23 protein-coding genes and 1 riboswitch are annotated in these 25,954 nt (G+C 71.2%); of the genes, 17 read left to right on the plus strand and 6 right to left on the minus strand.

Annotated features, from left to right (window positions below; genetic code table 11):
* The first annotated feature begins 13 nt into the window (after positions 1 to 13).
* Positions 14 to 124, plus strand: a riboswitch (TPP riboswitch).
* The 3 genes from AB0N82_RS05125 (at position 117) to AB0N82_RS05135 (ending at position 2,994) form a co-directional block, all read left to right on the plus strand.
* Positions 117 to 755, plus strand: a complete 639-nt coding sequence (locus tag AB0N82_RS05125) for an ECF transporter S component (protein WP_315994349.1) — start codon at positions 117 to 119, stop codon at positions 753 to 755. Its footprint overlaps the riboswitch before it by 8 nt.
* Complete coding sequence (locus AB0N82_RS05130; protein WP_363388882.1) at positions 755 to 2,203, plus strand: ABC transporter ATP-binding protein; 1,449 nt, start codon at positions 755 to 757, stop codon at positions 2,201 to 2,203. The genes AB0N82_RS05125 and AB0N82_RS05130 overlap by 1 nt, the downstream gene beginning before the upstream one ends.
* Positions 2,200 to 2,994 (plus strand): energy-coupling factor transporter transmembrane component T, encoded by a 795-nt coding sequence (locus AB0N82_RS05135; RefSeq protein ID WP_363388885.1) that lies wholly within the window; start codon positions 2,200 to 2,202, stop codon positions 2,992 to 2,994. The genes AB0N82_RS05130 and AB0N82_RS05135 overlap by 4 nt, the downstream gene beginning before the upstream one ends.
* A gap of 92 nt (positions 2,995 to 3,086) precedes the next feature.
* Here AB0N82_RS05135 and AB0N82_RS05140 read toward each other — a convergent pair whose 3' ends face one another.
* Positions 3,087 to 3,581 carry a GNAT family N-acetyltransferase gene (locus tag AB0N82_RS05140; RefSeq protein WP_315994352.1) on the minus strand — a complete coding sequence of 165 codons (495 nt, stop codon included), beginning with the start codon at positions 3,579 to 3,581 and terminating at the stop codon, positions 3,087 to 3,089.
* 143 nt (positions 3,582 to 3,724) lie between these two features.
* Here AB0N82_RS05140 and AB0N82_RS05145 point away from each other — a divergent pair, with 143 nt between their 5' ends.
* Genes AB0N82_RS05145 through AB0N82_RS05160 form a run of 4 tightly spaced genes read left to right on the plus strand, consistent with a single transcriptional unit; the run spans position 3,725 to position 7,101 of the window.
* Positions 3,725 to 4,693, plus strand: a complete 969-nt coding sequence (locus tag AB0N82_RS05145; RefSeq protein ID WP_363388889.1) for a hypothetical protein — start codon at positions 3,725 to 3,727, stop codon at positions 4,691 to 4,693.
* 46 nt (positions 4,694 to 4,739) lie between these two features.
* Positions 4,740 to 5,501: an SDR family NAD(P)-dependent oxidoreductase gene (locus AB0N82_RS05150; RefSeq protein WP_363388892.1), complete on the plus strand. Its 762-nt coding sequence runs from the start codon at positions 4,740 to 4,742 to the stop codon at positions 5,499 to 5,501.
* Positions 5,498 to 6,274 (plus strand): enoyl-CoA hydratase/isomerase family protein, encoded by a 777-nt coding sequence (locus AB0N82_RS05155; RefSeq protein WP_363388896.1) that lies wholly within the window; start codon positions 5,498 to 5,500, stop codon positions 6,272 to 6,274. Before AB0N82_RS05150 ends, AB0N82_RS05155 begins: the two co-directional genes overlap by 4 nt.
* Positions 6,271 to 7,101: an NAD(P)-dependent oxidoreductase gene (locus AB0N82_RS05160; RefSeq protein WP_315994356.1), complete on the plus strand. Its 831-nt coding sequence runs from the start codon at positions 6,271 to 6,273 to the stop codon at positions 7,099 to 7,101. The genes AB0N82_RS05155 and AB0N82_RS05160 overlap by 4 nt, the downstream gene beginning before the upstream one ends.
* Positions 7,102 to 7,187: 86 nt before the next feature.
* Here AB0N82_RS05160 and AB0N82_RS05165 read toward each other — a convergent pair whose 3' ends face one another.
* Positions 7,188 to 8,030, minus strand: a complete 843-nt coding sequence (locus AB0N82_RS05165) for a Cof-type HAD-IIB family hydrolase (RefSeq protein ID WP_363388901.1) — start codon at positions 8,028 to 8,030, stop codon at positions 7,188 to 7,190.
* A 308-nt stretch (positions 8,031 to 8,338) separates the two neighbouring features.
* Here AB0N82_RS05165 and AB0N82_RS05170 point away from each other — a divergent pair, with 308 nt between their 5' ends.
* The 5 genes from AB0N82_RS05170 (at position 8,339) to rlmN (ending at position 14,380) form a co-directional block, all read left to right on the plus strand.
* Positions 8,339 to 10,240 (plus strand): beta-glucoside-specific PTS transporter subunit IIABC, encoded by a 1,902-nt coding sequence (locus AB0N82_RS05170; RefSeq protein WP_363388904.1) that lies wholly within the window; start codon positions 8,339 to 8,341, stop codon positions 10,238 to 10,240.
* On the plus strand, positions 10,227 to 11,678 hold the full coding sequence (locus AB0N82_RS05175) for a family 1 glycosylhydrolase (RefSeq protein WP_363388907.1): 1,452 nt from the start codon (positions 10,227 to 10,229) through the stop codon (positions 11,676 to 11,678). The genes AB0N82_RS05170 and AB0N82_RS05175 overlap by 14 nt, the downstream gene beginning before the upstream one ends.
* A gap of 41 nt (positions 11,679 to 11,719) precedes the next feature.
* On the plus strand, positions 11,720 to 12,550 hold the full coding sequence (locus AB0N82_RS05180; RefSeq protein ID WP_363388910.1) for a PRD domain-containing protein: 831 nt from the start codon (positions 11,720 to 11,722) through the stop codon (positions 12,548 to 12,550).
* A 21-nt stretch (positions 12,551 to 12,571) separates the two neighbouring features.
* Positions 12,572 to 12,838, plus strand: a complete 267-nt coding sequence (locus AB0N82_RS05185) for an HPr family phosphocarrier protein (protein WP_315994361.1) — start codon at positions 12,572 to 12,574, stop codon at positions 12,836 to 12,838.
* Between the two features lie 237 nt (positions 12,839 to 13,075).
* Complete coding sequence (gene rlmN, locus AB0N82_RS05190) at positions 13,076 to 14,380, plus strand: 23S rRNA (adenine(2503)-C(2))-methyltransferase RlmN (protein ID WP_363388915.1); 1,305 nt, start codon at positions 13,076 to 13,078, stop codon at positions 14,378 to 14,380.
* A gap of 22 nt (positions 14,381 to 14,402) precedes the next feature.
* Here the strand turns inward: rlmN and AB0N82_RS05195 are convergent, their stop codons facing one another.
* From AB0N82_RS05195 to AB0N82_RS05210, 4 genes are read right to left on the minus strand one after another with little or no spacing between them, the layout of a single operon-like run.
* Positions 14,403 to 16,025 carry a class F sortase gene (locus AB0N82_RS05195; protein WP_363388918.1) on the minus strand — a complete coding sequence of 541 codons (1,623 nt, stop codon included), beginning with the start codon at positions 16,023 to 16,025 and terminating at the stop codon, positions 14,403 to 14,405.
* Positions 16,022 to 16,906, minus strand: a complete 885-nt coding sequence (locus AB0N82_RS05200; protein WP_363388921.1) for a DUF4397 domain-containing protein — start codon at positions 16,904 to 16,906, stop codon at positions 16,022 to 16,024. The genes AB0N82_RS05195 and AB0N82_RS05200 overlap by 4 nt, the downstream gene beginning before the upstream one ends.
* A 29-nt stretch (positions 16,907 to 16,935) precedes the next feature.
* Positions 16,936 to 18,924 (minus strand): glycosyltransferase family 39 protein, encoded by a 1,989-nt coding sequence (locus AB0N82_RS05205; RefSeq protein WP_363388924.1) that lies wholly within the window; start codon positions 18,922 to 18,924, stop codon positions 16,936 to 16,938.
* Positions 18,921 to 20,396 carry a glycosyltransferase family 2 protein gene (locus tag AB0N82_RS05210; RefSeq protein ID WP_363388927.1) on the minus strand — a complete coding sequence of 492 codons (1,476 nt, stop codon included), beginning with the start codon at positions 20,394 to 20,396 and terminating at the stop codon, positions 18,921 to 18,923. Before AB0N82_RS05210 ends, AB0N82_RS05205 begins: the two co-directional genes overlap by 4 nt.
* Positions 20,397 to 20,612: 216 nt before the next feature.
* Here AB0N82_RS05210 and AB0N82_RS05215 point away from each other — a divergent pair, with 216 nt between their 5' ends.
* The 5 genes from AB0N82_RS05215 to AB0N82_RS05235 all read left to right on the plus strand — a co-directional run bounded on the left by AB0N82_RS05215 (position 20,613) and on the right by AB0N82_RS05235 (position 25,915).
* Positions 20,613 to 21,488 carry an ABC transporter ATP-binding protein gene (locus AB0N82_RS05215; protein WP_363388930.1) on the plus strand — a complete coding sequence of 292 codons (876 nt, stop codon included), beginning with the start codon at positions 20,613 to 20,615 and terminating at the stop codon, positions 21,486 to 21,488.
* Positions 21,485 to 22,288, plus strand: coding sequence for an ABC transporter permease (locus AB0N82_RS05220; RefSeq protein WP_315994368.1), 804 nt, complete (start codon positions 21,485 to 21,487; stop codon positions 22,286 to 22,288). The genes AB0N82_RS05215 and AB0N82_RS05220 overlap by 4 nt, the downstream gene beginning before the upstream one ends.
* A gap of 148 nt (positions 22,289 to 22,436) precedes the next feature.
* Positions 22,437 to 23,450 (plus strand): aldo/keto reductase family protein, encoded by a 1,014-nt coding sequence (locus AB0N82_RS05225; protein WP_363388934.1) that lies wholly within the window; start codon positions 22,437 to 22,439, stop codon positions 23,448 to 23,450.
* Between the two features lie 324 nt (positions 23,451 to 23,774).
* Positions 23,775 to 25,430 carry a DUF4407 domain-containing protein gene (locus tag AB0N82_RS05230; RefSeq protein WP_363388937.1) on the plus strand — a complete coding sequence of 552 codons (1,656 nt, stop codon included), beginning with the start codon at positions 23,775 to 23,777 and terminating at the stop codon, positions 25,428 to 25,430.
* Positions 25,430 to 25,915: an NUDIX domain-containing protein gene (locus AB0N82_RS05235; protein WP_363388940.1), complete on the plus strand. Its 486-nt coding sequence runs from the start codon at positions 25,430 to 25,432 to the stop codon at positions 25,913 to 25,915. The genes AB0N82_RS05230 and AB0N82_RS05235 overlap by 1 nt, the downstream gene beginning before the upstream one ends.
* The last annotated feature ends 39 nt before the right edge of the window (positions 25,916 to 25,954 follow it).

The following is a 25,954-nucleotide window of genomic DNA, read 5'->3' on the forward strand; positions in this document are numbered from 1 at the left end:
TGTCTATACTCTTCAGCACAACCACGGGAGTCCGGTGAGCCGGGCTGAGAGGAAGCGAATCCACGCTTCGACCGTCGAACCTGATCCGGATCATGCCGGCGCAGGGAGGAGATCACATGCACACGTCCACGTCTGCCCGCACGGCCCCCGCTTCAGCCGCGTTCGCCGGGAACCGCTTCCGCTGGCGCGTCGTCGACATCGTCGTCGCCGCCGTCCTGGGCGTCGCGATCGGCCTCGTCTTCTGGGGTTGGAACACCGTCGGCGGGATCTGGTTCGGAGCCATGGATGCCGTGACCCCCGGCCTCGGCGGGATCGCCGTGGGCATCTGGCTCCTCGGCGGCGTCGTCGGTGGCCTCATCATCCGCAAGCCCGGTGCCGCGCTGCTCGTCGAGCTGATCGCGGCGATCGTCTCGGCCCTCATCGGCAACGTCTGGGGCATCACCACGATCTTCTCGGGTCTCGCGCAGGGCCTCGGCGCGGAGCTGATCTTCCTCGCCTTCCTCTACCTGCGCTTCACGCTCCCGGTCGCGATGCTCGCCGGCGCCGGCGCGGGGATCGGCGCGTGGGTGCTGGAGCTGTTCCTGACGCCGAACATCGTCAAGTCGCTCGAGTTCAACCTCATCTACCTCGGCACGCTCGTGGTCTCGGGCGCCGTGCTGGCGGGCGTGGTGGGCTGGTTCCTCGTGCGCGCGCTCGCCGCCACGGGCGCCCTGAGCCGATTCGCCGCGGGGCGGGAAGCACGCCGCGACGTCTGATGGCGCATCCCGCACGCGTCGACGTCGAGGGGTGGGGCTGGCGCTACGCCGGTCGCCGGCTGCCCGCGACGCGCGGGGTCGACCTGCGCATCGAACCGGGGGAGCGGGTGCTGCTGCTCGGTGCCTCGGGCGCCGGCAAGTCGACCCTCCTCGCCGGCCTCGCGGGGCTCCTCGGCGGCAGCGACGAGGGTGAGGCGACCGGTCGCATCGTCGTCGACGGACAGGCGCCCGAGGCCCAGCGCGGCCGCATCGGCCTCGTCCTGCAGGACCCCGAGTCGGGCATCGTCCTGTCGAAGGTCGGTGACGACGTCGCCTTCGGCTGCGAGAACCTGGGTGTGCCCGCGGCCGAGATCCGGGCGCGGGTCGCCGAGGCCGTGGCATCCGTCGGGCTCGCCGTTCCCCTCGACCGCCCGACCAAGGCGCTCTCGGGCGGGCAGAAGCAGCGTCTCGCCCTGGCCGGCGTGCTCGCGATGCGCCCGGGGCTGCTACTGCTCGACGAGCCCACGGCCAACCTCGATCCGGTGGGCGTCGCCGAGGTGCGCACCGCCGTCGAGCGGGTGGTCGAGAGCGAGGGGACGACCCTCGTGCTCATCGAGCACCGCACCGCCGTGTGGGCGGACCTCATGACGCGCGTGGTGGTGCTCGCCCCGGGCGGCGGCGTGCTGGCCGACGGCCCGCCCGACCGCGTCTTCGCCGAGCACGGCGATGCCCTCGCCGGCGCGGGGGTGTGGGTACCGGGGCGCCCGGTCGACCTCCCCGTCCTGCCTCCGGTCGATCGGAGGGATGCCGTGCTCTCGGCCCGCGGACTGTCGATCGGGCGCGAGAGGCGCGCCGTCGTGGCATCCGGGCTCGAGGTCGGGATCCCCGCCGGCGCGGGCACCGTGGTCACGGGACCGAACGGCGTCGGGAAATCGACGCTCGCCCTCACCCTCGCGGGACTGCTGCCGGAACTCGCCGGGGAAGTGATCGCGGCGCCCTCGCTCTCCGTGCGCGGGATCTCCCGGCCGTCCCGGTGGCGGTCCACCGAGCTGCTGACGCGCATCGGCACGGTCTTCCAGGAACCGGAGCACCAGTTCCTCGCCTCGACCCTGCGCGACGAGCTCGCCGTCGCCCCGCGGGCTCTCAAGCGGTCGGCGGCCGAGGTCGATGCGATCGTCGACGAACTGCTCGAGCGGTTGGATCTGGCATCCCTCGCCCTGGCGAACCCCTTCACGCTGTCAGGCGGACAGAAGCGGCGCCTGTCGGTGGCGACCGTGCTCGCGGCGTCTCCCGAGGTCATCGTGCTCGACGAGCCGACGTTCGGCCAGGACCGCCGGGGGTGGACCGAGCTCGTCGCGCTGCTGCAGCGGGAGATCTCGCGGGGACGCACGGTCGTCGCCGTCACCCACGACGCCGACGTGGTGCGCCACCTCGGTCAGCATCGGATCGTCCTGGGGGATGCCGCATGAGCCGCGCCGCGGAGACGGTGCCGGTGCGGGAGCGGTCCGCGTGGCTCGACGGGGTGAACCCGGTCGCCAAGGTGCTCGTCGCGCTGGTGCTGGCCGTGCCGCTGCTGGTCACCCTCGACGCGGTGAGCGCGAGTACCGCCCTCGTGCTCGAACTGCTGTGCGTACCGCTGACCGGACTGTCGTACGCGGTGGTGCTCCGGCGGCTCGTGCCCGTGCTGGTGTTCGCCCCCGTCGCGGCGATCAGCATGCTCCTCTACGCCCGCCCCGAGGGGACCGTCTACGGCACCCTCCTCTTCGCCACGGTGAGCGACGGGTCGATCGCCCTCAGCGTCGCGGTGCTGCTGCGCGTGATCGTGCTGGCGCTGCCGATGATCCTGCTCTTCGCCCGTACCGACCCCACGGAACTCGCCGATGCGCTCGCGCAGGTGGCGAAACTGCCGAGTCGCTTCGTGCTCGGCGTGCTCGCGGGAGCGCGCACGGTGGGGCTGTTCGTCGACGACTGGCGAACGATGGCCCTCGCCCGTCGCGCGCGCGGCGTGGGCGACCGCGGCGCGCTGCGGCGGTTCTTCTCGATGGCCTTCGTGCTGCTGGTGTTCGCGGTGCGCCGCGGAACGAAGCTCGCCACGGCGATGGAGGCCCGGGGATTCGGCGCCGACGTCGAGCGCACGTGGGCGCGGCCCTCGGCCCTCTCGGCTCGGGATGCCGTCGCCGTCGGTTCAGCGGCGCTGCTCGTCGCCGCGGCGCTCGGGGTGGCGGTGGCGACGGGGGCGTTCCGTGTGGTGGGGACGTAACGACCCTGCCCCGTCGAGTGTCCAGGAAACGCCGTGCCCCGCGGAGTCGAGGCGGCGCGTCGTGGACACTCGCCGGGGAGGGGGCCTGCGCCTCAGAACACGTACTCGAAGCACAGCGAGCGCGGCATCGTCTCGACGTAGGGCTCGTACACCGGGATGGGGGTGAAGCCCGACGCGGCGTACATGCGCAGCGACTCGGGTTGCATCCTGCCGCTCTGCAGGATCACGCGGGACGCGCCGCCGCGGCGGGCGAGGTCGACGACCTGGGCGGTCAGTGCTCTCCCGACGCCGCGCCGACGGGCGGTGTCGCGCACGATCAGGCGCTTGAGTTCCCACTCGTCGCCGAGGCGCCGCAGCATCACGTGGCCGATCGGGCTGTCGTCGGCGTCGATCGCGAGCAGTGTCGCGACGATCTGCTCGCGATGCACGGCCAGCGCGGCGGTCCGCTTCGCGGCGAACTCGGGGGTGTCGTCGGCGTCGGCCTCACGGTACCGCTCGTCGAGATCGTCGTCGAGGATGCCACGCAGGTACACGGCACGAGGGTCGTCGACGTCGACGGACTCGAGGTGGAAGGCGGGGGCGTTCACTCGTCGAGCCTAGCTTCGCGCTCGTCGCGGATGGACGCGCCGTGGCCGCGAGGCGACCCGATGGCGGGCCGCCGCACCCGCACGGCGCGTCGCGGACGCCGTCGATGCGGCGAGGCAGAATGAGGAGGGGGGAGGTGCGCAACGTGGAGCTCGCGCTGGGATTGGTGGCGGTGAGCGCGGCCGTCGCGACGGTCGTGTTCTTCGTCGCGATGCCGCGCATCGGAACCCCGGGCCGCACCACGCTCTTCCTGCGCTTCGCCGCCGTCGCCGGAGTGTGCGCCGTCGGATCGAGCGCGATGTACTTCATCTACACGGCGGGCGGTGGCATCCTGAGCCTCGTCCTGGGGGACGTGGCGATGGTGCTCGCGCCGTCGCTCCTGCTCGTCGCGGTGAGCGTCCTCGACGGCCGCAGCGCCCGACGCACCTCGGCGGCCGTCGTCGCCCTGGCGCTGCTCGTGGCGATCGTCACCGCGATCGTGCCGCTGCCCGGATCGCTCGCCGTCAAGGCCCTCGCGCTCGCACTCGCGTGCGGGGCCTGCGCCATCGCCGCGTTCCGTGCCGACATCGACCCGTTCGCGCCGGTGCGACTCATCGCCGTGACGACGGCGGTGTTCGCCGTCTACTACGTCGTCCGGGTCGTCGTCGGAGCTGTCGCGGGATGGGACTCGCTCGTCTACCTCGTGGGCTTCTCCTACGCCCCTTCGACGGTGCTGGGCGCCGCGGCCGTGGTTCTCTGCGGGGCGGCCGTCATCCGCCTGCGTTTCGGTGCACACGCACACGAGAAGGAGGTCGAGTGCCCCAACGGCTCGCTCGTCGTCGTCGGAGACTGGGAGCTGGCCGTCGCGGCGTACGGCGCGGATCGCGTGCACGAACTCGTCGGTCAACTCCGACAGGCGGCTCGCGGCCTCGACCCTCGAGCGCTCGAGGTTCCGCGCGGCGTGGAGCTGACGATCCCCGACCCGCTGTCGACGGTCAGCACCTGCCTGAAGAGCGACTACGGCTGGAAGGCCGAAGACGTGATCCTGCTCGTCGACGGCACCTCGACCGCGGCGATCCGGACGCAGACCGGCACCGTCCAGCGCCGGCGGTGGTGGGGGCTCAGGCGATCCTGAGTCTCGGCTAGGGTGGGACCCGGTTTCAGCTTTCGAAGGAGAACGCATGGATGTCTCAGGAGCCTCCGCCCTCGTCACCGGCGGTGCCTCGGGCTTGGGTCTCGCCACCGCGCGACGCCTCGCAGGTGCCGGCGCGCACGTCACCATCGTCGACCTGCCCTCGTCGTCCGGCGCCGAGATCGCGGACGAGCTGGAAGGCGCCTTCGCCGCGGCCGATGTCACCGACCCGGAACAGATCGCCGCGGCCGCAGCCCGGGCGGCCGAGGCCGGCCCGCTCCGCGTGGTCGTGAACTGCGCCGGGATCGCCCCTCCCGCGAAGGTGCTCGACCGCGACGGAGCGCCCTCGTCGCTCGCCGACTTCGAGCGCGTCATCCGCGTCAACCTCCTCGGCACCTACAACGTCATCGCGCAGGCCTCCGCCGTCATGGCGAAGACCGATCCGACCGAGGGGGGTGACCGGGGCGTCATCGTCAACACCGCGAGCGTCGCCGCGTTCGACGGCCAGATCGGCCAGCCGGCGTACTCGGCGAGCAAGGGCGGCGTGCACGCGATGACGCTGCCGATCGCCCGGGAGCTCGCGCGCCACGGCATCCGGGTGTGCACCATCGCGCCGGGCATCATGGAGACCCCGATGTTGAAGGGGCTGCCGCAGGCCGCGCAGGATTCGCTCGGTCAGCAGGTGCCCTACCCCTCGCGCCTCGGCGCCCCCGACGAGTACGCGCGACTCGTCCTCGCGATCGTCGACAACGGCTACCTCAACGGCGAGACGATCCGCCTCGACGGCGCGATCCGGATGGCGCCGAAATGACCGACGGCATCCTGCTCCACGTCGAGGGCGGGCTCGCCCGGGTCACCTTCGACCGCCCCGCCTCGCTGAACGCGATGGACTTCCCCATGGCCCGCCGCTGGCGCGAGGTCGCGCACGAGGTCACCTCCGACGCGTCGGTCGGGGCGGTGATCCTGGATGCCAACGGCCCCGCGTTCTGCGCCGGCGGCGACGTGGTCGCGATGTCGACGAGCGGATCCTCCGGCGCCGAGGTGACCGAGACCGCCCGGGCCATCCACGACGGCATCCGCACCTTCGCCGAGGCGCCGCTGCCGATGGTCGCGGCCGTGCAGGGCGCCGTCGCGGGCGGCGGCCTCGGCCTCATGCTCACGGCCGATTACGTCGTCGCGAGCGAGAACGCGCGCTTCGTCAGCCGCTACGCCAACATCGGCCTCACCCCCGACCTCGGCGTCTCCACGCTCCTGCCCGCGGCGATCGGGCAGCGCCGCGCGCTGCAGCTGCTGCTGCAGGACCGGATGCTGGATGCCGCGCAGGCTCAGGACTGGGGCCTCGTCGCCGAGGTCGTGGCATCCGCCGACCTCGCGTCGCGGGTCGAGCAGATCGCCCGCTCCTGGCTCGACGGCGCGACCGCCGCCTTCGGGCAGGCGACGCGTCTCGTGCGAGTGGGTGCGGCGCGGACGTTCGCCGAGAACCTCGACGACGAAGCCGCCACGATCGGCGCGGCCTTCGACACCCCCGAGGCGCGGGCGCGGGTCGCCGCGTTCGCCGCCGCCTCCGCGAAAGGACGCTCGTGACACTCTCCGGCAAGACCATCTTGATGTCGGGCGGCAGCCGCGGCATCGGCCTCGCGATCGCGCTGCGCGCGGCCCGCGACGGAGCGAACATCGCCATGCTCGCCAAGACCGACACCCCGCACCCGAAGCTCGAGGGGACCGTGCACACCGCCGCCGAGGCGATCCGCGCGGCGGGCGGTCGCGCGCTGCCCATCGTCGGCGACGTGCGGGACGAGGCATCCATCACCGAAGCCGTGATACGCACGGTGGGGGAGTTCGGCGGCATCGACATCGTCGTCAACAACGCAAGCGTGATCGACCTCTCGGGCTCGCTCGAGCTCGCGACGAAGAAGTACGACCTCATGCAGGACGTCAACGTGCGCGGCACCTTCCTGCTCTCGCGCGCGGCGATCCCGCAGCTGAAGCAGGCCGAGAACCCGCACATCCTCTCGCTGTCGCCGCCCCTGAACGTCTCGGCGAAGTGGCTGGGCGCGCACACGGGGTACAGCCTCGCCAAGTTCGGCATGACGATGGCGACGCTGGGCCTCGCCTCCGAGTTCGCCGGCGACGGGATCGCCGCGAACACCCTCTGGCCGCGCACGACGATCGCGACCGCCGCCGTGCAGAACGTCATCGGCGGGGACCGTCTCATGCGCGTGTCGCGGACACCCGAGATCTACGCGGATGCCGCGTACGAGGTGTTGACCGCGCCGGCGCGCGAGCGGAGCGGGCAGACGCTCATCGTCGAGGACGTGCTTCTCGCCGCCGGGGTCACCGATTTCTCCGGCTACGCCGCGGTGCCCGGGACGCCGGATGAGGCGATGTACCCGGACATCTTCTTGGACTGACGCGGAGTCTGGTCCCTCCGACGGGCTCGGGGGGACCGGGGCTGCGGAGCCGGTCCCTTCGACGGGCTCGGGGACCCGCGCGGGCCTCAGATCAGGCCGAGCTCGGCGAACGCGTTATGGACCCCGTCGTCGAGCACGGCGGTGGTGACGCGACCCGCGAGGCGCTGCAGCTCCGGCACCGCGTTGCCCATCGCGACCGGCGTGCCGACGACCTCGAACATCTCGACGTCGTTCCAGCTGTCGCCGATGCCGATGGCATCCGCGGCCGACAGGCCCAGCTGGGCGAGGACGGACGTGATCGCGGAGCCCTTGGTCACCCCGGCCTGCCCGATCTCGCCGTTCGACCCGCCGGGCAGGGGAATCGACCCCGGGATGACGTGGAACCCGTCGCCGAGCGCCGCGGCAGCGTGGGCGACGGTGTCGGTCGAGGGGCTGACGAACACGGCCTTCGCGACCGCGTCACGGTCGACGTCCGACACGGGGCGCGGTTCGCGCCACAGCGGCTGCTCGGCCGGCAGGCCCTGGGCTTCGAGCTCGGCGGCGCGCTGCGCGTGACGCTCGCGTCGGTATTCCGTCATGACCGGCCCCATGCCGTCGCTGGCATACACCCCGCCGTGGGTCTGGAGGAAGTAATGGATGCCGTGCGCCTCGAAGTAGCGTTCGAGGGCCTCGACGTCGTTGCGCGGCATCGGGCGTTCCACGATGAGCTCATCGTCGCGCATCGCGTAGGCGCCCCCGTTCGTGATGGCTCCGTCGAAGCCGATCGCGAGCACGTCGGGATGGATGTCGCCCGCCGACCGCCCGGTCGAGAGCCACACGAGGTGGCCGTTCTCGCGCGCGCGACGGATCGCCGTCGCGGTCGAGGGGGCGATCACGGAGCCGTGCTCGAGGATCGTGCCGTCGACGTCGAGGAAGGCGATGCGGGTCATGTGCGCTCCAGGGAGGATCGACTGCGGGCCGTGCGGCTCGGGCCGATCCGGTCGGGGGAAGGGGTGCGTGGGGGTGCGCCACCGCGGGGCGCTGCCGTGGTCACCGTATCGCGATCCGTCCCGGGGGAGCGCCGGGTGGTCCGGCATCCACCGCTCATCGTGTACAGTCGCCGGTGGACATGTGACTGGTCATGCAGGCAGGATCCGAACGCAGTGCGAGAGCACCGCCTTCGGGTCCTTTTTTGTTGCCCGGGCGGCATCGGAGTCGATGCCGCGACGCGTGTCCTTCGAACCAAGGAAGGACTTCGATGACCACCCAGGACAGCTCCCGCGCGATCCTCGAGCACGTCGGGGGAGCGGCCAACGTCGCGGCGCTCCACCACTGCTCGACCCGTCTGCGGTTCACCCTCGCCGACGAGAGCCGCGCCGACGAGGCCGCGCTCAAGGCCACTCCCGGCGTCATCGGCGTCGTCACCGGCACGCAGACCCAGGTCATCGTGGGCTCGGGCGTCGCGGACTACTTCCGCGAGATCGAGAAGCTCCGCAGCGGCGGCACCGGCACCCGGGCGGGTGCGCGGGTCGAGGCCGCGAAGCCGAAACCGACGCTCAAGCGCGCCGGGGCGGTGACGATGGACTTCGTCGTCGGCGTGTTCACCCCGATCATCCCCGCCGTCGCGGGTGCGGGCATCTTCAAGTCGTTCCTCATCCTCGCGGTGGCCCTCGGTTGGCTGCAGACGACCGATCAGACCTATCAGGTGCTCACCGCGATCCCCGACGCGGTCTTCTTCTTCCTGCCGCTGCTCGTCACCTACACCGCGGCGAAGAAACTCGACACGAACATCCCGCTCGCCCTGGGCATCGTGGGTCTGCTCGTCTTCCCGACGTTCGCCGGCCTGCTGACGCAGGAGGGCGGTGTGGCCCTCTTCGGACTGACCGTCCCCGCCATCGCCTACAACGCTCAGGTCTTCCCGCCGATCCTCGCCGTGCTGCTGCTGGCGGTGGTCGAGCGTCTCGCGCGCCGCATCAGCCCGAGCGTCATCAGCACGTTCCTCGTCCCGCTGATCTGCTTCATCGTCGTCGCCCCCGCCACGATCTTCCTGCTCGGCCCGCTCGGCTTCTTCCTCGGAACGCTGCTGACGGGTGCGATGCTCTGGCTCTACGGCACGCTCGGCTGGATCGCCGTGGCCCTGATGGCCGCAGCCCTGCCGTTCATCGTCTCGGTGGGCATGCACAAGGCCTTCATCCCGCCGACGGTGGCCACCATGGCATCCGCGGGTCGGGAGAGCTTCTACCTCGTCGCCTCCCTCGCGCACAACCTCGCCGAGGCCGGATCGAGCCTCGCGATCGCCGTGCGCACGAAGAACAAGACGCTGCGGGGAACCGCGATCTCCTCGGGGATCTCGGCCTTCTTCGGTATCACGGAGCCTGCCCTGTACGGCGTCACCCTGCAGAACCGTCGCGCGATCGTCTCGGTCGTCATCGGCGCGTTCGTCGGCGGCGCGTACCTCGGCATCGCCGCGATCTCGGCCTTCGCGCTGGTCAGCCCGGGAGCCGCGTCCATCTCGATGTTCATCGACATGGCCAACCCGTGGAACCTGCTGCACGCCGTCATCGGCGCCCTCGTCGCGATGGTGACCTCCTTCATCGTCTCGCTGGTGATCTGGAAGGACTCCGATTCCGCCACCGTGCGCCTGCTCGAGCAGCAGTCCGGCGCGTCCGTTCCCGCCCCCGACGCCGCAGGCGGGGTGGTCGCACCGATGACCGGCGAGATCGTCGCGCTCGGTGCCGTCGACGACCCGGTGTTCTCGGGCGGCATCCTCGGCCCCGGGATCGCCATCCGTCCCACGGACGGCGAGGTGCGCGCCCCCATCAGCGGCGTCGTGTCGAGCCTCCTTCCCTCGCGCCACGCCCTCGGCATCCTCGGCGACGACGGCCTCGAGGTGCTCGTGCACGTGGGCCTGGACACCGTGCGACTCGAGGGTGCGCCCTTCATCGCCCACGTCGAGCAGGGCGACCGGGTCGAGGCGGGCCAGCGCGTGCTCACCGCCGACCTCGCCGCGATCGAAGCGGCCGGACTCGACATCACGACGCCCGTCGTCGTGCTCAACGGCGACGCGTACGACGTCGCCCCCCTCGCCACCGGACGGGTCGCCGCGGGCGACGCGCTGCTGGCCATCGACGCGAAGGAGACCGCGAATGGGATTGCCTGACGGATTCCTCTGGGGCGGCGCCCTCGCCGCCAACCAGGCCGAAGGGGCCTGGAACGAAGGGGGCCGCGGCCCCGCCGTGTCGGACGTGGCGAAGTACCGCCCGAACGTCGACCCGCGCGAGTACGCCGTGCACCACCAGCACACCCTCGCCAGCATCGCCGCGGCCATGGCGGACGACGACATCTCGCTCTATCCGAAGCGACGCGGTATCGACTTCTACCACCGCTACCGCGAGGATCTGGCGTTGTTCGCCGAGATGGGGTTCTCGGTGCTGCGCGTCTCGATCGCGTGGTCGCGGTTGTACCCCACCGGTGAGGAGCAGGAGCCGAACGAGGAGGGCATCGCCTTCTACCTCGATCTCTTCACGGAGATGCGCCGTCTCGGCATCCGACCGCTGGTGACGCTGTCGCACTACGACCCGCCCCTCGCCCTCGCGCTGAAGAACAACGCCTGGGTGGACCGCGGCACGATCGCGCTGTTCGAGCGGTTCTCGCGCACCTGCTTCGAGCGGTTCGGCCACCTCGTCGACCTGTGGCTGTCGTTCAACGAGATCGACGGGATCATCCGCCACCCCTTCACCTCGGGCGGCATCATCGACGAGACCGTCGAGGGCTCGCTGGAGCAGGCCTGCTACACCGCGCTGCACCACCAGTTCGTGGCGTCGGCATCGGTGACGAGGATCCTCCACGAGCTGTGGCCGGAGTCGGAGATGGGCTGCATGCTCACCATGCTCACCACCTACCCGAACACCTGCCACCCCGACGATGTCGCCGCCACCCAGGCCAAGGAGCGCCTGCTCTACCTGTGCACCGACGTGCAGGCCGGCGGCGCCTACCCGCGCCTGGCGCTGAAGGCCCTGGAGGCGAAGGGCATCGTCATCCCGTTCGAAGAGGGCGATGTCGAGCTGCTGCGCGCGCACCCCGTCGACTACATCTCCTTCTCCTACTACATGACCCTCACCGAGTCGGTGCGACCGGATGCCGAGCGCACCCCGGGCAACACCGTGCTCGGTGTGAAGAACCCGTTCCTGGAGTCCAGCGAGTGGGGCTGGCAGATCGACCCGGTCGGGCTGCGCATCTCGCTCATCGACCTCTACGACCGCTACGGCAAGCCGCTGTTCATCGTCGAGAACGGCCTGGGCATGCGCGACGAGCTGACCGACGACGGCCGGATCCACGATCCGTACCGCATCGACTACTTCCGCTCCCACTTCGCCGAGATGATCCGCGCCGTGGACGAGGGCGTCGACCTGCGGGGGTACGCGAGCTGGGCGCCGATCGACATCATCAGCGCATCGTCGTCGCAGATATCCAAGAGGTACGGTTTCATCCACGTCGACCAGGACGACCTCGGAAACGGCACCGGCGAACGACGTCGCAAGGACTCGTTCTTCTGGTACCGCAAGGTCATCGCCTCGAACGGGGCCGACCTGGCGTGATCGCCACCGCGGCGCATCCGCCGGGGTCGACGGAGACACCCATGCAGATCATCAAGAAGGTGCTGAACTCCAGCGTCGTGCTCGTCGAGGACGAGCGCGGCGTGGAGCGCGTGCTGCTCGGCAAGGGCATCGGCTTCGGTGCCAAGCCGGGCGCCACGGTCGCGCCCGAGGACACCGACCGCGTGTTCGTCGCGCTCGACGACACCGACCAGCGCAACCTCGTCGAGCTGCTGGCCCAGATCCCGGGGGAGTTCGTCGAACTGACCCGTTCGATCGTGATGGATGCCGAGGACGGTGGCATCCAGCTCGATCCGCACATCTATCTGACGCTCACCGATCACCTGCACTTCGCGGTGGAACGGCTGCGTCGGGGGCTGCGTGTCACGAACCGGCTCGCGTGGGAGGTGCGCACGGTCTATCCCGCGGAGTACGAGGTCGGCCTGCGTGCCCTCGCGCTGCTGCGCGAGCGCACGGGGGCGGCCCTCCCCGACGAGGAGGCGGCCAACATCGCGTTCCACCTCGTCAACTCCGAGGTGGGTCGTCCGGCCGTCGATTCGATGCGGGTGGTCGGCCTCATCTCCAACATCACCACAATCGTCACGCACTCCGGGGGAGTGTCCCTGGATGCCGACGACCTGCACACGCGCCGATTCCTCACGCACCTGCAGTTCTTCGCCGAGCGCCTGTTCTCCGACCGGCTCGCGGCGCAGGACGACGACCTGCTGTTCGCGACCATGACGGCCAAGCACCCGCGCGCGGTCGCCACGGCCGAGCGCGTCCGCGCGTTCGTGCTCCGCGAGCATCAGGTCGCGATCTCCGACGAGGAGGTCGGCTATCTCGCCCTCCACATCGCTCGCGCACAGTCGAGCTGAACACCCGAAAGGTCCCTCCCCATGGCACAGCGCACCGCCGTCTTCGGCTCCCCGTCCGGCCTGCATTCCCGCCCGGCCGCCACCTTCGCCCGTGCGGCCGCGGCATCGAAGCACACGGTGACCCTCGCCGCCGGCGACACCTCCGTCGACGCCCGCAGCATCCTCGCGCTGCTGCAGCTGGGTGTGAAGACGGGCGACGAGGTCGCCCTCGAGGTCGACGGGCCCGAGGCCGATCGCGTCGCCGACGAACTCCGGGCGCTGCTCGAGCGGGATCTCGACGCCGCCTGACCCTGACGGCGCGAGGGGTCGGTCGGGAGTCTCCCCCCGACTCCGGTGATCGGCCCCTCGCGCTCTTCTTTTCCGTCCGCCGCTCGAGCGACGCAGACGTACGTCCACCGGGGTCGCCCCCGGGGCTGACCGGGGTCGGCGCCCGGTACCCGTCGCGTGGCAGGGAACCGGTGTTCGCGCCGGTGTCCGGCTCCGCGCCCAGCCGCGTCGCAGCCGCGCCCCGGTACCCTGGAAACCATGACCGATCAGCCCCCCGTGCGCACGACCACGCCGCCGGTGCGCCCCGCGGGGGCGCCGGCCGACACCGGCATCCGCGAAACCCGTCCGAAGGCCGGACGCCAGGTGCGCCCCGCGACCGAAGGATGGCAGCAGGCGAAGGACGACACGGGTCGTCCGCTCCTGCAATTCGCGAGCCCCAAGCGCGGCAAGCCGCCGGTGCACCTCGCCGACCTGACCGCCGACGAGCGCGTCGCCAAGGTGAAGGAGCTCGGCCTGCCCGGCTTCCGGGCGAAGCAGCTCGAGAAGCACTACTTCACGCACTACACGTCCGACCCGGCCGCGATGACCGACCTGCCGGCATCCGGTCGCGAGGAACTCGTGGCGGGCATGCTGCCTCCGCTGCTCACCGAGGTGCGCCGGCTCGAGACGGACCGCGGCGACACCATCAAGTTCCTGTGGAAGCTGCACGACGGCGCCCTCGTGGAATCCGTCCTCATGCGCTACCCCGGTCGCATCACGCTGTGCGTGTCGAGCCAGGCCGGCTGCGGCATGAACTGCCCGTTCTGCGCCACCGGTCAGGCGGGGCTGACCCGTAACATGTCGGCCGCCGAGATCATCGAGCAGATCGTGCGCGCCAACGCGCTCATCGCCGCCGGCGGCCTGGGCGGCAAGAAGAGCTCCGACCACTCGCTCGACCGCGTCTCGAACATCGTGTTCATGGGCATGGGTGAGCCGCTCGCGAACTACGCGCGGGTCATGCAGGCCGTGCGCGTGATGGTCGACAAGGAGCACGGGCTCGGCATGAGCGCGCGCGGCATCACGGTGTCGACCGTGGGCCTGGTCCCGGCGATCAAGAAGCTCGCCGACGAGGACATCCCGGTCACCTTCGCCCTCTCGCTGCACGCGCCCGACGACGGCCTGCGCGACGAGCTCATCCCGGTGAACTCGCGCTGGAAGGTCGACGAGGCCCTGGATGCCGCCCGCGCCTACTTCGACAAGACCGGGCGCCGCGTGTCGATCGAGTACGCCCTGATCAAAGACATGAACGATCACGCCTGGCGCGCCGACCTTCTGGCCGACAAGCTCAACGCTCGCGGTCGGGGATGGGTGCACGTCAACCCGATCCCGCTGAACCCGACTCCGGGGTCGATCTGGACGGCATCCGAGGTGCCCGTGCAGAACGAGTTCGTGCGTCGTCTGAACGACGCCGGCATCCCGACGACCCTGCGCGACACCCGCGGCAAGGAGATCGACGGGGCGTGCGGTCAGCTCGTCGTGACCGAAGAAGACGAAGCCGTCGCCGAGGCGATGCCGGTCGGCTGAGCCGCGGTGCGGGGAGCGCTCGTCAGGCGGCGACGGCCGTCACGACGAGATTGTCGACATAGTGCCCGCTGGCCGGATCCCACGCCCCGGCGCACGTGACGAGCCGCAACTGCGGCGTCGGTGTGGGGGCGTAGATGGACTCGGTCGGGAAGCTGTCCTTCTCCACGGTCTGCAGGCCGGTGACGACGAAATTCGCCGTCGAACCGTCCGCGCGCTCGACCGCCACGGTGTCCCCCGGGGCGAGTCGGGGGAGGTCGATGAACACTGCCGGCCCGGTGGGGGAGTCGACGTGGCCCGCGATCACCGCCGGGCCCACCTCGCCCGGCAGCACGCCCTTCTCGTACCAGCCGACCGCGTCGTAGTCCGCGGGCGCTTGGATCCACCCGTCCTCGCCGCGGTCGAGGCCGACGAGGTCGCTGCTGACCCCGATGGAGGGGATGGAGATGTGCACCGGCGGCGCTGTGTTGGCCGACGAGGGAGCGACGGGGTCCTGGAACCCCGCCGCGGCACCGACTCCCGGCGCGGTCGTGCTCTGCACGGCCGCACCGCCGGCGTCGTCGGTGAGTGCCGGGCAGCCGCCCAGCACGTCACCCGAGAGCATGGCCGTGGTCAGGGCGTTCCACGCGGACCCGTAGTAGGTGGGGGTGGATGCCGCGGTGTCGGTCATACGCTCCAGGTCGGCGCGAGCGTCATCCGACCGTCCGTCCGCCGCCGCCGCGGCGGCCCGGGCGGCGTAGGCGACGGGGTGCTGATCGGTGGTGCGCGGCCCCGCGCCGGAGTCGAGCTCGGCGGGGAGGGCCTCGTCCTCCGGCAGGGCGGAGGAGACGCGTGCGGCCAGGGCGCGATCGGCGGGGTCGCAGGACTCGGCGAAACGGATCGCCGTGCGCGCCGCGTCGTAGCCGTACCCCGGTTCGCCGCCGCCTCCGGCGGATCCGGCGATCGCCACGGATCCGTCCGCGGCGACGGTGGCCCAGTCGGTGGGCAGGGCGTTGGCGTCCAGTAGCGCGGCGGTCGCGGCGCGACTGCCCTCGGCCAGCTCCGCCCACCGGGGATCGCCCGACGCCTGTTCGAGGACCGCGTATGCGGCCGGCGACGCGTACGACGGGTTGTAGGCGTGCGGGGAGGCCGTGGCCCACGGACCCGGGAGCAGGATGCGTCCGAGCGAGGTCTCGGCCGTCATCGCGTCGAGCACCGCCGCGCCCAGCGCCACGCCCTGCTCGCGCAGGTCGTCGCGGCCGAAGGCGTCGCCGGCGAGGACGAGGGCCCGCGCGGCGTCCAGATCGGCATCCGAGGCGGGTTGCTCGTCGACGACGCCGCCGTCCTTCCATTGCCACGAGAGGAGGAGGTCGTCGCGTCGGAGGTTCGCGGTGGTCCAGTCCCAAATGCGGTCGAAGCGCGCCGGATCACCCGCGGCCACCGCCAGGAGCATGCCGTAGGCCTGTCCCTCGCTCACCGTGTCACCGCCCTGGTCGGTGCGGACGACCCGTCCGTCCTCGACATAGGCGTCGAGGAACGCCGTCGCCGACGCGACGGTCGCATCCTCCGCGGAGGTGTCGGGTTCGGCGGGAACGCCGCACGCGGTCACCGTCACGACGACGGTGGCCGCGAGGGCAGCCCCGGCCAGGGCGCGGCGCGCGATGCTCACGCGCCCGCCCGCACCCGGCGACGGGCCAGGAGGCCGGCCACGGCGACCAGACCGAGCACGCCGGCGACGCCCGCCACCCCACCGAGGGGCGTGGCCGAGGAGGGCGCGGTACCGCCACCGCCGGTGTGGATGCCACCGACGGGCATGTCGGCGAGCGTCGCCGAGTCGGTGATGGCCTGCGCCGTCAGCGACCCCGTGGCGTCGTCGAGCACGAACACCGTCGACACGGAACCCGCGGGCAGGTCCACGGCCGAGGTGGCGGCCTCGTCGGCACCGGTGAGGGCGAGGTCCCACGAACCCGCGGGGACGGCGGCGTAATCGGTCGCGGCGCCGGCCGGCACGTCGCGCGCGATGACGCGTCCTTCGGCGGTGTCGACGTCGACGCTGGATTCGACCGTGGAGGCCTGCACCACGCGGACGCGTGCCTGGCCCTCCGCGGGCGCGGAGAGGTCGTCGTCGAAGACGGTGGTCTTCAGATCGGCGTTGCGGCCGTAGGCGGCTACGGTGAGGGGCTCGCCCTCGGCGATGTCGATCGACTGCTGCACGACGGGCTGGGTGCCGTCGGCCGCGTCGGAGGGGACCATCGACACGACGTAGGTGCCGTCGGCGAGGGGGATGTAGGGACTGACCGCGCCGTAGGCGACGTCGTCGAGTTCGTACACGACGGCGCCACCGGCGAGCGCGGTCAGCTGGACGCCGACGGACTTCGTGTCGGGCGAGAGGTGGGCCACGCGAGCCCATCCTCCCGGGGCGGAGTCGGCCGCGTGGGCTGCGGGGGCGACGGCTGCGGCGAGACCGGCGGCGACGAGGGCGGCCGTGGCTCCCGCGGCGATCCGTGTGACGCGGCGGCGGGGCGAGGTCGGTGAGGCGAAGCGGAACATGATGGTCCTTTCGTGGGGGGAGAAGGGGATCAGTCGGCGGGGCGGGGGAGGAGGTCGACGGGCTCGTCGGGCGAGAAGGTGATGACGACGCCCGCGTCGCCGCGTTCGACCGACACGGGTCGGAGGGGGCCGGTGAGAGATTCGTAGAAGCGCAGCAGGGCGTCGGCTCCGGCGGCATCCGCCCGAGCGTCCTGTCCGGCGTAGGAACTGACGATGAGTTGCCGATGCACGCCGGAGGGGTCGCCCTCGAGCTGCGTGATGTCGGCCACATCGACGCGCCCCGAGGCCGAAAGCTGGCCGAGGGTGAGCAGGATGCGACCGTCCACCACACCCGAGGTGAGCAGGTCCTGCTGCTCCGCGGGAACGCCGACGTCGGGATTCCTCAGCACCTGCTGGCCGGCGACCGACCGTGCGGCGTACAGACCGTCGTCGGCGGCCTGGGCCAGGGCGGCCTGGTCGGAGTCGACCAGGCGCACCTCGACCTTCTGGGCACCCTCGCCGAACGAGGCGACGACCGCGCTGTTCTCGATCGCCTGGCGCACGGTCGGGAATTCGGTGGGGAAGGTGCGCATCGAGTCGGTGGTGATGACGTAGTCGTAGTCGCGCCACCCGTCCGGGGCGAGCTCCTGCACGTCGGAGTCGGTGTCGGCCTTGTAGTACCAGACGACGTTCTCGCGCTCGAAGCCGGCGCGCACGAGGTCGACCCACATCGCATCGTCGACGAGCATGCGCGAGTCGGCGGGGGCGTTCTGGGTCATCCAGGACTCCGCGTCCCGGAGCGGTCGGTCGAGGTCGGCGAGCAGGAACCCGCGCAACTGCGCCGCCCATAGGGGACCCGCGGCGATGACGGCGACGACCAGCCCGGATGCCACGGCGACACCCCCGAGGCGGCGGAGGACGCCGTGCGCGCGGAGCGCCTCCACGGCGAGCTGTCCCATTCCCGCCACGACGATCGTGGCGAACGGCAGCAGCATGATCACGTAGGGGACGGGGAGGTACCCGCCGCGGAACATGAACGCCGTCAGGGCGAGCAGGGTGACGGCCCACGGGCGCAGGCGCCGGACGAGCAGGGCGGCGACCGCGGCGGCGAGGGCGGTCACGATGAGCACGGCGTCGAGCTGCCACCACAGACCCACGGTGCGCGACATGAGGCTCTCGGGGTCGAACAGCGAGCCGCTGCCCTCGCGCGACGCGAGCTGGAAGGCGAGGCCGTCCCACAGGCTCACGCGACCCGCTGCGGGCATGACCTCGCCCTTGACCGCGGCGAGGGCGACGTACGTGAGTCCGATCAGCCCCAGGACGGCGGCAGCGACCGACAGCGTGTACCGCCGCGTCGTGCGGTCCGCTCCTCGCCACATGAACCACGCGACGAGCGGCAGGGCAAGAAGGTAGGTCTCCTTGGTCAGCACGGCGACGCCGAAGGCCGCGGCCGCGCCGATGTAGCCGGCGAGCTGGGCGCGTCGGCTCAGGGCGAGCAGCAGGGCGGCGAGCAGCCACGCCGTCGCGATGTTGTCGAGGTACACCTGGCGGTGGAACTGCACAGCGAGCGGCGACAGCAGGAAGAGGGCGACCGCCACCGAGGCCGTGAGGCGTGCGAAGCCGATGCGCCGCACGAGGAACCACAGCAGCACCGCCGCGATCGCGCTGGCGACGAGCATCGCCTCGCGAGCGGCGATCACGGCCACGTCGTATCGGTTCCATGCGTCGGTGAGACCGGCCCACGCGGCGATCTGGATCCAGCCGAGCGGGGGATGGTCGTACCAGTAGGTGTAGTGCGTGAGCTCGCGCAGATTGCCGATGCTCCACGCCTGCGCGGCGTAGGTCCCCTCGTCGTCGATGCGCTGGGGCGAGCCGCCGAGGTTCGCGCCGTTGACGAGGAGTCCCAGGAGCAGGGGCGGCAACAGCCAGAGGGCGTCGCCGAGGCGCGATCGCCAGGCCGGAACGCGTCGACGCGCATGCGGGACGGCCCGGTCGTTGCGCAAGGGCGCCGCCGGGGAACGGTCGAGTGTCGCGGTCATCGGGTCGCCTCCGCAGCTGAGACGAGCTCGCGCTCGCCGGGTTCGGGGGTGGCGCCCTCGCGGTGGGCGCCGGTGTGCTCGGTCTTCTCCCAGCTGCCGTCACCGCGCAGCTGTCGAACGACGGAGCGCACGGCGGCCGCGGCGAGGAACACCTGGTAGGGCACGAGTCCGAGGACGAGGCGCACGTAGTCGCGCACGCGCACCTTCTTGCCGTACACGCGACCGAACTCCGTGAGCCCCGCGGCCTCCGCCACGAGGGTGATGACGGTGGGCACCAGCGGGAGGAAGGTGATGAGCGCCACGGGTGTGGGGACTTTGACCAGCAGGATGAACGCGACGGAGATCGGGATGAGCAGTCCCGTCGCCGCCTGCAGGAACGGCATGTTCAGCAGGTACCGGGCGTACATGCGCTGCTTGAGCGTGGGGAGTGCCTTCCACTCGCCCTTGCCGAGCACCTGCAGGAAGCCCTGGTTCCACCGTGTGCGCTGCTTGTACAGCGACTTCAGCGTCGGCGGGGTCTCCTCGCGCGTGACGTACTCGGGGTTGTAGGCGACGACGACCTTGGCGCCGTCGCTCGACAGGCGCACGCCCAGTTCGCAGTCCTCGGCCAAGCACTGGTCGTCCCAGCCGTGCGACCATTCGAGCCGGTCGCGAGTGACGAACACGGTGTTCCCGCCGAGGGGGATGAATTTCGAGCGCGCATGGAAGTGCAGGCGCGAGCGGAACCAGAAGTAGTACTCCAGGACATTGCGCAGCGACCACCAGCTGGTCTCGAAGTTCATCAGCTGCACGCCGCCCTGCACGACATCGGCGCCGGTCTCCTGGAACTTCGAGTCGACGACAGTCAGGAGCCCAGGGTGCACCTCGTCCTCGGCGTCGAACACGCCCACGACGTCACCCGTGGCGATCTGCAGGGCACGATTGAGCGCTTTCGGTTTGTTCTTGGGCACGCTGTCGTCGACGACGACCTTGATGAGCGCGGGATGCCGAGCGGCGGCCTGGCGCACGACCAGTTCCGTGCCGGGGTCGTCATGACCGACGATCGCGATGATCTCGAAGTCGGGGTGGTCCTGCTGGGCGAGCCGGTCGAGCGTCTGTCCCATCACCTCCTCCTCGTGGCGACCCGGGACCAGGAGGGTGAACCGGTGCCGCGCGGGGCGGGGTGTGGAGCTGAACTGCGTGGCCCGCAGGTCGTCGGCGGAACGCCACGCGTGCAGCATCCACCACAACGTCGTCGTGGCGACGATCGTCAGGGCGAGCGCCAGGACGATGATCCCGCTGTAGCCGAGCCACTCGCCCACTGACCAGTCGGGCAGGAATCCGCCCGACACGGTGGTCCCGGGCTGGGCGGGGAGGGGGACATCCGTGGTTCCCGCGGATCCCTGGCCGGGGGCCGGCGCGACGGGGGTGAGGAGCGGTTCAGGGGTGGGCTCGCCGGCGGCGGTGATCGGGTGCGCGTACGGGAACGACAAAAGTCAACCTCCAGCGTCCACGTGGACGGTTCGAGGGCGGTAAGGGGACGTGCGGAGACCGGGGGCGAATCTCCCCGCACGAGTGGTCATCCGAGGCGGGAAGGGGGGATGGTTTGGAGGAGTCAGGGTTCTCCCAGCCTGCTCTGCGGTGTTTCCCTGCCCTGCCCACGGGGGACGACGGGGCGTCGGGGGCGTCGCGACCGCCAGACTGGGCACATGAGCGATCACGTCGTGCGCGTCGAGAACCTGCGGAAGACCTACCGCGGCGGCGTCGAGGCGCTGCGCGGGGTCTCCTTCGACATCCGCCGCGGCGAGACGTTCGCGGTGCTCGGGCCGAACGGCGCCGGGAAGAGCACCGTCATCGAGATCCTCGAGGGCTACCGCGACCGCACGAGCGGCGAGGTGCGCGTGCTCGGCGTCGATCCGCACCGCGGCGGACTCGATTGGAAGGCGCGGCTCGGCATCGTGCTGCAGAACACCGGCGAGGCGCCCGCCGCCACCGTGCGGGAGATGCTCGCCCACTTCGCCTCGTTCTACCCGCGGCCCCGCGACGTCGACGAGGTCATCGCGTCGGTGGGGCTGACCGAGAAGGCCACGGTGAGTGTGCGGAAGCTCTCGGGCGGGCAGCGTCGTCGCGTCGACGTGGCACTCGGCATCATCGGTCGCCCCGAGCTGCTGTTCCTCGACGAGCCGACGACGGGCTTCGACCCCGAGGTGCGGCGGCAGTTCTGGGACCTCATCCGCCGTCTGCAGGGCGAGGGCACTTCGATCCTGCTGACCACCCACTACCTCGACGAGGCCGCCGAGCTCGCGGAACGAGCGGCGATCATCGTCGCCGGTGAGGTGGCATCCGTCGGCCGGATCGACGACCTCGGCGGTGCCGGGGCGCGCGTGCCGATCGTGCGGTGGCGCGAGGGCGGCGAGGTGCGCGAGGAGCGCACCCATGAACCCGGGGCGGTGGTCGCCGCGCTGGTCGCGCGCGGAGGCGAGCCCGAACGCCTCGAGATCGTGCGACCGAGCCTCGAAGACGTCTACCTGTCGTTCCTCGGCGACGAGGCGCGCCGCACGACCGCGGCCGGGGGCGCGGCATGAGCCGCATCCTGCGTCTGGGCGCCTCCCGCATCGCGTTCGAGGTGCGCTCGTACTTCCGCCAGGGCGACTCGGTGTTCTTCACGTTCCTGTTCCCCGTGATGATCCTGCTGATCTTCGCCGTCGCGTTCGACGCGCAGACCTTCGGTCCTCCGGGCGATGAGGTGGATGCCGCGCAGTTCTACCTCCCCGCGATGCTCGCCGCCGGCGTGCTGCTGTCGGGTCTGCAGAACATGTCGATCGACATCGCGATGGAGCGCAGCGACGGCACGCTCAAGCGCCTCGGCGGAACGCCGCTGAGTCCGGTGTCGTACTTCATCGGCAAGCTCGGCCAGGTGCTCGTCACGGGGTTCCTGCAGTCGGTGCTGCTCATCGTCGTGGCGGCGGTGTTCTTCGGCGTTCCCGTGCCGACCGAGCCCGAGCGCTGGCTGACGTTCGCGTGGGTGTTCCTGCTGGGCGTGACGACCTGCGCGATCCTCGGCATCGGCCTGTCGGCGCTGCCGCGCACCGGCCGCAGCGCGACCGGCGTCGTCATCCCGATCGTGCTGCTGCTGCAGTTCATCTCGGGTGTGTACATCAACTTCGCCGCCCTGCCGGAGTGGCTGCAGAACGTCGCGAGCGTGTTCCCGCTGAAGTGGCTCGCGCAGGGTTTCCGGTCGGTGTTCCTTCCCGAGGGCTTCGCCGCCGCCGAGCCGTCGGGATCGTGGGACCACCCGCTGATCCTGCTGGTGACGGCGCTGTGGCTGGTGGTCGGTCTCGCCGTGGTGCGGGTGACCTTCCGGTGGATCCGCAAGGACGCGTGAGGCGCCTCGCCGGCACCCCACTGATCGATAAACGCTCTCCGTGATGAGAAACGCCCTCCCTCCGCGTTTCTCATCACGGTTGGCGTTTATCGGGGGAGGGGGTGGACGCCACGGCCCCGGTGTCGGTGGCCGGGGCTAGCGTGGAGGGATGGTCGCTTATCGCTATCTCGGTAACAGTGGATTCAAGATCTCGGAGATCACCCTCGGCAACTGGGTGACCCACGGTTCGCAGGTCGGAGACGACGCCGCCATCAAGACCGTGCACGCCGCGCTCGACGCGGGGATCACGACGTTCGACACTGCCGACACGTACGCCAACACCGCGGCGGAATCCGTGCTCGGGAAGGCGCTCGAGGGGCAGCGGCGCGAGTCGCTCGAGATCTTCACGAAGGTCTACTTCCCCACCGGTCCCGGTGGCCCCAACGACACCGGCCTGAGCCGCAAGCACATCATGGACTCCATCAACGGGTCGCTGAAGCGCCTCGGCACCGACTACGTCGACCTCTACCAGGCGCACCGATTCGACTACGAGACGCCGCTCGAAGAGACCTTCCAGGCTTTCGCCGACGTCGTCCGCCAGGGCAAGGCGCTGTACATCGGCGTCTCGGAGTGGACCGCGGAGCAGCTGCGCGAGGGTCATGCGCTCGCGAAGCAGCTCGGCATTCAGCTCATCTCCAACCAGCCGCAGTACTCGATGCTGTGGCGCGTCATCGAGGGCAAGGTGGTGCCCACGAGCGAGGAGCTCGGCATCTCGCAGATCGTCTGGTCGCCCATGGCGCAGGGCGTGCTCAGCGGCAAGTACCTTCCCGGTCAGCCCGTGCCCGAGGGCTCGCGCGCGACGGACGAGAAGAGCGGCGCGAACTTCATCAAGAGGTTCTTGAACGACGACACCCTCGAGGCCGTGCAGCGCCTGAAGCCCATCGCCGACGAGGCCGGGCTCACGATGCCCCAGCTCGCGATCGCGTGGGTGCTGCAGAACCCCAACATCGCCGCCGCCCTGGTCGGCGCGTCACGTCCGGAGCAGCTGCAGGACACCGTCAAGGCGTCGGGCGTGACCCTGGATGCCGATTCCCTCGCCGCGATCGACGCGGCCCTGGGCGATGCCGTGTTCTCCGACCCCGAGAACACCTACGAGGTGTCGCCGAAGAAGCGCCTGGTCTGACGCGGTTCGCGCGGCGGGTCGGGCGTTCGCGCTCGGCCCGCTTTCGCGTGCGGCCCGCTCGGCGTGCCCGGCGCCCGGCGCCCGGCGCGGGCGGATCGGTCCGCGAGATGACCCGGGTTTCGCGAGAGCACACCCCATTCGGCGCAATCGCGGGTCATCTCGGGTGACACGCATCATGTCGGCGCGCGACGCGACAGCGGCGGCGGGGCGGAGGGCGGGTCGACCGGCCGGCAGGAGGTGCCCGCCGGAGCGCGGCCGGCGACGAGGGGCCGTGCCTCAGCCTGCGCACAGGAGAGGGCAGGGTCGACGTCGTACCCTCTGCGAATGTCCTTTTCCGCTCACCGACCCGGCCGTTTCGGCTCTGACGGTCGCATCGAGTTCACGACGGACGAGGAACGCGTGCAGTACCTCGACGACATCCTCGCCGCACAGAACGCGGCGAACCCCGACGCCGACGCGCGCGACCACACGTCCGAGCCGTGGGGCGCGCCGCCCGCCGACGACGAGTTGCGCGATCCCTTCCTCGACGACGTTGAGGGCGGAGTCCGTGGCACCGACCCCCACCGCGACCCGCGCGACGACGATCCGACCGACGCGCACGACACCCTCGTCATCGACCGTGCGCACGCCGACGCCGACGCCGAGACCGAGGTCGCCCCCGAGGCGGTCCTCGCGGCTCCCGCCGTGGCATCCATCCCGGTGACCTCCGAGCCCCGCCAGCCGCGCTTGCGGCGCCACGACCCCCGTCGACCGCGTCTGTCGCTGATCCGGCGCATGGCTGTGCTCGGCGGTGCCGACAACGACGTGCTCGACGAGGTGCCCGAAGAGGTGCCGCGCTTCGTGCAGATGTTCCTCGTGCTCGCCGGCACCGCGCTCGTGTCCGCGCTGTCGATGATGTTCGCGCTCCTCACGGGCGTTCGGGTCAGCATCCTGCTCGCGATCCCCCTCGCGATCGTGTGGGGCCTGATCATCTTCAACCTCGATCGCTTCCTGACCTCGACGATGCGCTCGACGAAGAACGTCTTCCGCCTGCTCGGGCTCGCGATGCCCCGCGTGATCATGGCGGCGCTCATCGGCGTCGTGGTCGCCGAGCCGCTCGTGCTGCAGATCTTCCAGAACGACATCAACCGCGAGGTCAACGCGACCAACATCACGCAGGCCCTGGGCGATCAGGATGCCGTGACCAACGGCCCCGAGAAGCAGGCCCTCGACGCGGCCACGGCCCAGGTCTCGGCGCTCGAGAACCAGGCCGCGACCGGCATCGTCACCGGCACCTCGTCGACCTCGGCCGAGTCGGCCGCCGCCCAGCAGACCGTCGACCAGCTCACGCAGCAACTCGCGGCGCAGCAGAGCGTGATCGACCAGGCGCGCGCGGTGTACCAGTGCGAGCTGACCGGGCAGGGCACCGGAACGGTCCCGGGCTGCACCGGTGTCGCCGGCGACGGCGCGAGCTCCGACGCCGCCCAGGCGCAGCTGCAGCAGGCGCAGACGGCGTACGACGCGCTGTCGACCCAGCTGCAGCAGGCGCAGTCGACGCTGGCCGCCGCCAACACCGCGGGCGCTGCGGCTGCGGCATCCTCCGCCGAGGCGAACAAGCAGCAGGCCGAAGACCAGCTGCCCGCCGCTCGCGCGCAGTACGAGTCGGCGCTCGCCGCGTACAACGCCCGGGCGTCGTCCGTCGCCGACGGCAACGCCGGCGCCGTGGGCCTGCTGAGTCAGATCACGGCGCTCGAGCGCCTGTCCGACCGCGAGCCGGTGCTGCGCTGGGCGCACTACCTCATCGCCGCGCTGTTCTTCATGATCGAGCTGCTGCCCGTACTCGTGAAGGTGCTGACCGGTTTCGGCGGCCCCTCGCTGTACGAGAAGGCGGAGAAGATGCGCGGGCAGATCGCCCTCGACCGGGTGTCGGCTCGCACCTTCCGTAAGCGCGCCGACATCATCGCCGACGAGGCCCACCGCGTTCCGGCGGTCACGGCCTGATGGTCGCCTGGAGCGCGGGGCTGCTGCTGTACCGCCTGAGCCCCGCGCCCCAGGTGCTCATCGCCCACATGGGCGGCCCGTTCTGGGCGAAGAAGGAGGCCGGCGCGTGGTCGCTCCCGAAGGGCGAGTTCGACCCCGCCACGGAGGGGGCGTTGGATGCCGCCCACCGGGAGTTCCGCGAGGAGCTCGGCATCGAGCCGCCCGAGACGGAGTGGGCGGAGCTCGGCACCTTCGCCTACAGCAGCGGTAAGAAGGTCGTCGTCTTCTGCGGCGACGGCGCCGGGTTCACGGCATCCGGAGACGACTTCGTCTTCGGGGAGTTCGAGATGGAGTGGCCACCGCGCTCCGGTCGCACGGCGTCGTTCCCCGAGGTCGACCGCGCCGAGTGGATGGGCCTGGATGCCGCGCGCGACGCGCTCGTGAAGGGCCAGCGCCCCGCGATCGACGCGCTCGAGAGGGCGCTGCAGGAACTCGCCGGCGCGTGACGCGCCTCTCCCGCTCCCGGGCCCGGCCCCCCGCGCGGC

The sequence above is a fragment of the Microbacterium sp. NPDC089186 genome (assembly GCF_040685115.1).
GTDB lineage: Bacteria > Actinomycetota > Actinomycetes > Actinomycetales > Microbacteriaceae > Microbacterium > Microbacterium galbum.